At 73.6% G+C, this 6,673-nt stretch carries 5 protein-coding genes; 3 read left to right on the forward strand and 2 right to left on the reverse strand.

The annotated features are described in order from the left end of the window. On the forward strand, positions 1–2,055 hold a 2,055-nt coding region (locus tag CCS38_RS01440; RefSeq protein WP_223731341.1), incomplete at its 5' end, for a hypothetical protein. A 27-nt stretch (positions 2,056–2,082) separates the two neighbouring features. Here the strand turns inward: CCS38_RS01440 and CCS38_RS01445 are convergent. Further along, positions 2,083–2,976 (reverse strand): transporter substrate-binding domain-containing protein, encoded by an 894-nt coding sequence (locus CCS38_RS01445; protein WP_223731342.1) that lies wholly within the window; start codon positions 2,974–2,976, stop codon positions 2,083–2,085. 172 nt (positions 2,977–3,148) lie between these two features. Beyond that, entirely contained in the window at positions 3,149–4,348 is a 1,200-nt protein-coding gene (locus CCS38_RS01450; protein ID WP_223731343.1) for a cytochrome P450 family protein, read from the reverse strand. A 217-nt stretch (positions 4,349–4,565) separates the two neighbouring features. On the opposite strand from CCS38_RS01450, the gene CCS38_RS01455 reads away from it, so the two are divergent. Both CCS38_RS01455 and CCS38_RS01460 read left to right on the forward strand, forming a co-directional pair. Beyond that, the gene (locus CCS38_RS01455; protein ID WP_223731344.1) at positions 4,566–5,768 is read left to right on the forward strand and encodes a macrolide family glycosyltransferase; all 1,203 of its coding nucleotides are present in this window, start codon (positions 4,566–4,568) and stop codon (positions 5,766–5,768) included. Positions 5,769–5,921: 153 nt separating this feature from the next. Continuing rightward, positions 5,922–6,673 (forward strand): IclR family transcriptional regulator (locus CCS38_RS01460; protein WP_223731345.1); only part of this gene is annotated, 752 nt, incomplete at its 3' end.

Raw genomic sequence — 6,673 nt, forward strand, 5'->3', positions numbered from 1 at the left:
GTCCCCGACGGCGGCTCCCCCGCGCCCTGGCCCGCTGCCGCCGCCCCGGACGGGGCGCGCGGCGAGAAGGCCCTGAAGGCGGCGGTGCTGGACGCGCTGCACCGCGACCTGCACGCCCACAGCGAGCTGCCCGCCTACCTCTTCCTCGGGCCGCCGGGCGGCGGCAAGACCACCCTGCTGCGGCAGCTCTCGGCCCGCGCCCAGGAGCTGGACGCGCCGCTGGCCTGGCTGGACCTGGACGGTTCCTACACCTCGATCACCGAGGTGGCCCTGGAGGCGGCCGGGCAGTTCCACCGGGACACCGCCCGGCACCCCTCGCTCGCCTTCCCGGCCTTCGCCGGGCTGCTCCTCGCGTTCGCCCTCGCGCCCACACCGCGTGCCGTGCGGGAGTTGGCGGAGTCGGTGCGCGGTGTGCTGGGCCGCTTCCCGCTCGGCGACGTCCCCGGTGCCGTCCGGGCCGGGCTGCAGAGCAGTCTGGACGCGCTCGGGGACGCACCGCCGCCGCCCGGCGTCGGCGCCGTGCTGCGGCTGGCCGGTGAACCGCGGCTGCGGCTGCGGCACCTGGAGCGCGCGCTGGCCGGCGTCGCGCGGCGCAGCGGCGGCAGCGCCCGTGACCTGCTGCGGTATCTGCGGCGGCAGCTCGCGGGCCGCCCCGGTGAGGCCGGGACGGTGGACGAAGTACTGCTGCGGGCACTGCTCTCGGACCTGCGGACGGCCTACGGCTCCGGCTCCGTCCGGCGGCGCACCACGCACTGTCTGCTCCTGCTGGACAACGCCGACTGCCCGGTGGGCGAGGAGTTCCTGCAGGGGCTGGCCCATGCCCGGGCGCTGGACAGCGGCGTCACCCCGGCATGGGACCCGCTGCTGACCGTGGCCACCGCCGGGACCGTGCCCCGGCAGGTCGACCCGGAACAGCTGGCCGGGCCCGACCTGCGCTTCCAGCTCACCAACTGGCGGCTGACGCATCGTCAGGAGAACCGGACGGCCGACGACCTGGTCGTCGCCCAGCTCGGCGGGCTGTCCCTGGCCGAGGTCACCGAGCTGGCGGCGGAGACGCTCGGCGCCACCCGCGGCCTGCCCCGGCCGCCCGTCGCGCGCCCGGCCGCCTGGCTCGGCCGCCTCGTCCACGACGTGACACGCGGCCACCCCGGCGCGGTCGCGGCGCTCCTGGACGCGCTGCCCCGCTTCCCCGCGGACACCGACTGGGCGTACCGGCTGCGCCGGCTGCTCACGCCGGCCGGGCCGCTGCCCGAGGGCACGGGCTGGGACTTCGCGGGCGACCTGCTGCACACGCTGCTGCGGGACGTCCCCGAGGAGGTACGGGCGCTGCTGCCCCGGGCCGCCGCCGCGGTCGACCTGGACCACGCGTTCACGGCCTGGGGCCTGTGGGGCGACACGGACGACCGCGCGCAGGGCGCCCTGTCCCACTTCCGTACGCACGGCCTGCTCACCCCGCCCGTGCGGAACGGCCAGACCGACCAGCTGCACCCGCTGCTGCGCCACCTGCTCCTGCGCGAACTGGCCCTGCGGCCGGAGACCGACGCGTTCACCTGGCGGCACGCGCACGACGCGCTGCGGCTGCGGGCCCGCGACCACGGCCAGGGGGCGGCCGCCGCGTACCACGCGCTGGCGCTGGGCGATCTGCCCGCGGCGGCCGCGTACCTCGCCCGGGTCTTCGAGCAGACGACCGACCCGGGCGCCAGAAACGAGGCGTTCGGCCTGGTCCGGCGCGCGCCGGTGCGCGACTACGTCCTCTTCTCCGACGACTCACCGGTCCGCCGCTACCACCGGCTCGTCCGGCCGCTCGTGCAGGACGGCCCACCGGCGGCGATGGCGCGGGCACTGGCCGCCGCCTGGCTCGGCCCGGAGCCGCCCCGCAGTCCGAACGGCCGGCCCCGCCCCGACGCCCAACCGGGACACCCCTACTTCGACCCGCTGACCGACCCGTACGGCCTCCTGGTCCCGGCCCTCGGCGAGGCGCTCACCGCGCTCGACCGCCACTTCCCGGGCGACTGGGGCGCGGCGAGCGCGGCGCTGTACGACACGGACACCTGACGCCGCGCCGGGCGGCGCCGCGGGGCATCACTTCATCCACTCGTCCTCGTACTTCTCATACGTGCCGTCGTGCTTCGCCAGGTGCACGAACTGGTCGACGTACTCCTTGAACTGGAAGTCCTTGCGCGGCAGCGCGTATGCCTTCTCGGCGAAGGTGAAGGGCTTGTCCGGGTGCACGGAGCAGAGCTCGGGGTGGAGCTTGGACTGGTAGAGCGTCTCGCTGGCGTCGGTCATCATCACGTCGGCGCGGCCCGCGACGATCTCGTCGAAGATCGTGTTGTTGTCGTTGTGGACCTTGATCTCCGCCTCCTTGATGTTCGCCCTGGCGAACTCCTCGTTCGTGCCGCCCGGGTTCACGACGACGGTCGTCTCCGGCTTGTCGATGTCCTTCAGCGTGCGGTACTTGTCCTTGTCCTCGCAGCGCACGATCGGCGTCTTGCCGTCCGTCCGGGTCGGCTCGCTGAAGGCGAGCTTGCGGGCGCGCGGCAGGGTGATGGAGACGCCGCCGACGGCTATGTCGCAGCGCCCGCCGTCGAGGTCGGCGACCAGGCTCGCCCAGGTGGTGGGGACGAAGGTGGCCTTGGCGTCCAGGCTCTTCGCCAGGTCCCGCGCCATCTCGATGTCCACGCCGCTGTACGTCTCGGTCTTCCGGTTCCAGGAAGTGAAGGGACGGTAGTCGCCGGTGGTGCACACCCGCAGGGTGCCGCGGCGCGGGACGGTGTCCAGGAGGCTGGGCGCGAGCTTGTGGACGATCTTCTTCTTGGCTGCCTTGGCGGTCTTGGTGGCCTTGGCGTCCGCCGTGCCGGACGCCTCCGGCGTGGCGGACGCCTCGGGCTTGCCGTCCCCGGCGAACGCGGTGGGCGCTGCGGCGGTGGCGGCGAGAAGGCAGGCGAGGGCGGACAGCGTGACGGCACGCTTCATGGCGGACTCCTGACGCGGCGGGGGCTGCGGGCAAGCTCCTGGGCCGGCATGCACCGACAAGAGCTCGGCAAGGGCTCGGCAAGATCAAGAGCTTAAGCCCGCAGCGCCTTTCAGCGCATCCGTGCCGCCTTCAGCGCACCTGTACCGCCTTTCAGCGCACGCGTACCGCCTGTCAGCGCACCCGTACCGGCAGCCGGACCGGGCCGCGCATGAGGATGCCGGGGCGCCAGGTCAGTGCGGCGGGGTCGGCGTCCAGGGCGAGGTCCGGGCAGCGTTCGAGGAGTGTGCGGACGGCGATGCGGCCCTCCATGCGGGCCAGCGGGGCGCCCAGGCAGTAGTGGATGCCGTGCCCGAAGGCGAGATGGCCGCGGGTGTCGCGGGTGATGTCGAAGCGGTCGGCGTCCGTGAACCGGCCGGCGTCGCGGGCGGCCGAGGCCAGCGCGACGACCACGGTGTCCCCGGCCGGCAGCACCGTGCCGCCGATCTCCACCGGCTCCGCCGCGTACCGCCAGGTGCTGGTCTCCACGGGCCCGTCGTACCGCAGCATCTCCTCGACGGCGTTGTCCAGCAGCCCCCAGTCCGCACGCAGCGCGGCGAGCTGGTCCGGGTGGCGCAGCAGGGCGAGGGTGCCGTTGGCGATCAGGCCCACGGTGGTTTCGTGGCCGGCGACGAGCAGGAGGAAGGCCATGCCCACCAGTTCGTCGCCGGAGAGCCGGTCGCCGTCGTCGTCGGTGGTGCGGATGAGGGTGCTGAACAGGTCCGGGCCCGGGGTGCGCCGCTTGTCCTGGATGAGCTGTGCGAGGTAGTGCGCGAGTTCGGCCTCTTCCGTGCCGTCCCTGCCGGACGGCCCGTTGGCGGTGACGAACGCGTCCGACCAGCGGCGGAACCGCTCACGGTCGAGGTCCGGCACGCCGAGCAGCTCGCAGATGACCGTCATGGGCAGCGGGTAGGCGAGCGCTTCCACGAGGTCGGCGCGGCCGTCCGCCGCCTTCGCGAGCATGGTGTCGATCAGGCCGTCGGTGATCTGCTGGACGGCGGGGCGCAGCGCCTCCATGGCGCGGGCGGTGAAGGCCCTGGTGACCAGCTTCCGCAGCCGGGTGTGGCGGGGCGGGTCGCTCTGCAGCATGTTGGCGAGGAGCTGGCGGGTGCCCTCCGGCGGCTGCCACTGCGGGTGGGCCGACCAGTCCTTCTTCAGCCGGGGGTCGGCCAGCGCGGCCCTGGACTCCTCGTGGCCGACGATGAGCCAGACCTCCTGGCCGTCGGACAGCCGCACCCGGTGCACCGGGCCGCGGGCGTGCAGCGCGGCGTAGTGCGGATACGGATCGCTGGTGAAGTCCGGTACTAACCCGTCGAGTTCCACGATGTCCGTCATGTGCGCTCCCCCTGGCCGCTGGGTCTCGGAAAAATCGGTTGGCCGCGTCCGGCACACGAGGTTACGTTGACGCCATGCATCACCACCAGATCTACGGCTGACGCGGCCCCGGCGGCGGCTCGCCCCGCCGCGCCGCCCGCCCGCGCCGCACCACGAGGTGCCAGGCGCCGGGCCGCCGTGTCCTGCTCCTCCGTAGACCTGAAGTGAGTGATCCTCCATGACTTCCCGTACCTCCGGTACGTCGCCGCGCCGCGCCCATATCGCGATGATCGGCAATCCCGTCATCAGCCACACCCTCCCCGGTATCGAGATCATCCGGGAGCTGGTGGCGCGCGGCCACCGCGTCACGTACGCCAACGACCCGTTCCTGGCCGACCTGGTCACCTCGACCGGCGCCGAACTGCGCCCGTACCGCTCCACCCTTCCGCCGGTGACCGGCAGCACCTGGCCCGAGGACCCGGTCGGAGGGATGACCGTCTTCTTCGACGACGCCGTCCAGATGCTGCCGCAACTGCACGCGCTGTACGACGACGACCCCGCCGACCTGTACCTGTACGACATCGGCGGCTACGCGGGCCGCGCGCTCGCCGAGTCCCAGGGGCGGCCCACGCTCCAGATCTCGCCGACGTACGTGGGGTGGAGCGGCACGGGCGAGGACGACATCGACGCGCAGATCCGGGCACTCCCCGGGGCCGACGCGTACTTCGCGAAGTTCGCCGACTGGCTGGCCGGCAACGGCGCCACGACGCTGGAGCCGGGCGACTTCTCCGGCCGCCCCGCGCGGGCGGTGGCGACGATCCCGCGGGCCATGCAGCCGCACGCCGACAAGGTGGACACCGAAGCGGTGACCTTCGTAGGGCCCTGCCTCGGCGACCGGAGCGACCAGGGCGGCTGGAACCGCCCCGCCGGCGCCCGGAACGTCCTGCTGATCTCGCTGGGTTCGGCCTTCACCCAGCAGCCGGAGTTCTACCGGCGGTGTCTGGCGGCCTTCGGTGACCTGCCGGACTGGCACGTGGTGCTCCAGGTCGGGAAGCACACCGATCCGGCGGAGCTGGGCTCCATCCCGCGGAACGTGGAAGTGCACTCCTGGGTTCCGCAGCTGGCGATCCTGGAGCGGGCCGACGCGTTCGTCACGCACGCCGGGATGGGCGGCTGCAACGAGGGCCTGTACACGGGTGTGCCGATGATTGCGGTGCCGCAGAGCGCCGACCAGTTCGGCAACGCCGACCAGTTGGTGTCGCTCGGCGTGGCCCGGCGGATCGACACCGCGGACGCCACCCCCGAGGCGCTGCGGGGCGCGCTGCTGGCGCTGACCTCCGACCCGGAGGTGGCCCGCCGCTCGGCCGCGCTGCGCGAGGAGGTGCGGGCCGAGGGCGGTACGGCACGGGCGGCCGACGTGGCGGAGTCGCTGTTGTCCTGACCGCATGGGGGCGGCGTGCGATCGGCAGTTGAGGGAAGCCGGGTGAGCGTCCGAAGGGACGGGCATGCGGCTCCGGTATGGACGTGGCGCCGTGGACGGGACAATGTTTGTTCCGTGACACGGAACGACGCAGCCAACGCAACCGGGTCGAGCATGCTCGACAAGGCCGCCCTGATCGTGGAGTCCTTCCGCCCGACCGGCGGTCCGTACCGGCTGGCGGAACTGGCGCAGCGCACGGGCCTGCCCAAGCCGACCGTTCACCGGCTCGCCGCGGACCTCGTACGGCTGGGCTGGCTGGAGCGCACGGACGACGTCCGCTACCGGCTCGGCGGCCGGCTCTTCGAGCTGGGCTCACTGGTGCCGCGGCGGCGGGATCTGCGCGAGGCGGCGCTGCCGTTCCTCCAGGACCTCTTCGAGGCCACCCGCGAGACCGTGCATCTCGGCGTGCGCGAGGGGATGGAGGTGGTCTACCTGGAGCGCATCCACGGCCATGACGCGCTCCAGCTGCCCTCGCACATCGGCCACAGCCTGCCGCTGAGCTGTACCGGCGTGGGCAAGGCGCTGCTGGCGTTCGGCGGCACCGAGCTGACCGAGGAGGTACTGGCCGGGCCGCTGCCGAGACTGACGCCGCACTCGCTCACCGACCCCGCGCGGCTGCGGATGGCGCTGGAGAACACCCAGGTGTCCGGGCTCGCTTACGAGGAGCAGGAGGCCGTGCTCGGGGTCAGCTGCATCGCGGCGCCGGTCTTCGCGGGCGGCGACGCCGTGGCCGCGATCTCCGTCGCCGTCCCCCGCGCCCGCTTCCGCCCGGCCCAGCTCGCCCCGGCCGTCCGCACGGCGGCCCTGGGGCTGTCGCGGATGCTGCGCGGGGGGATCCGGGGCGAGCTGGGCCGGGCGGAAGCGGG

Source organism: Streptomyces purpurogeneiscleroticus, assembly GCF_020024005.1.
Taxonomy (GTDB): domain Bacteria; phylum Actinomycetota; class Actinomycetes; order Streptomycetales; family Streptomycetaceae; genus Streptomyces; species Streptomyces purpurogeneiscleroticus.

Bases quoted from the DNA above. Each gene is read 5' to 3' on its own strand.
- CCS38_RS01445 (WP_223731342.1), bottom strand. From the start codon at position 2,976: ATGAAGCGTGCCGTCACGCTGTCCGCCCTCGCCTGCCTTCTCGCCGCC.
- CCS38_RS01450 (WP_223731343.1), bottom strand. From the start codon at position 4,348: ATGACGGACATCGTGGAACTCGACGGGTTAGTACCGGACTTCACCAGC.
- CCS38_RS01455 (WP_223731344.1), top strand. From the start codon at position 4,566: ATGACTTCCCGTACCTCCGGTACGTCGCCGCGCCGCGCCCATATCGCG.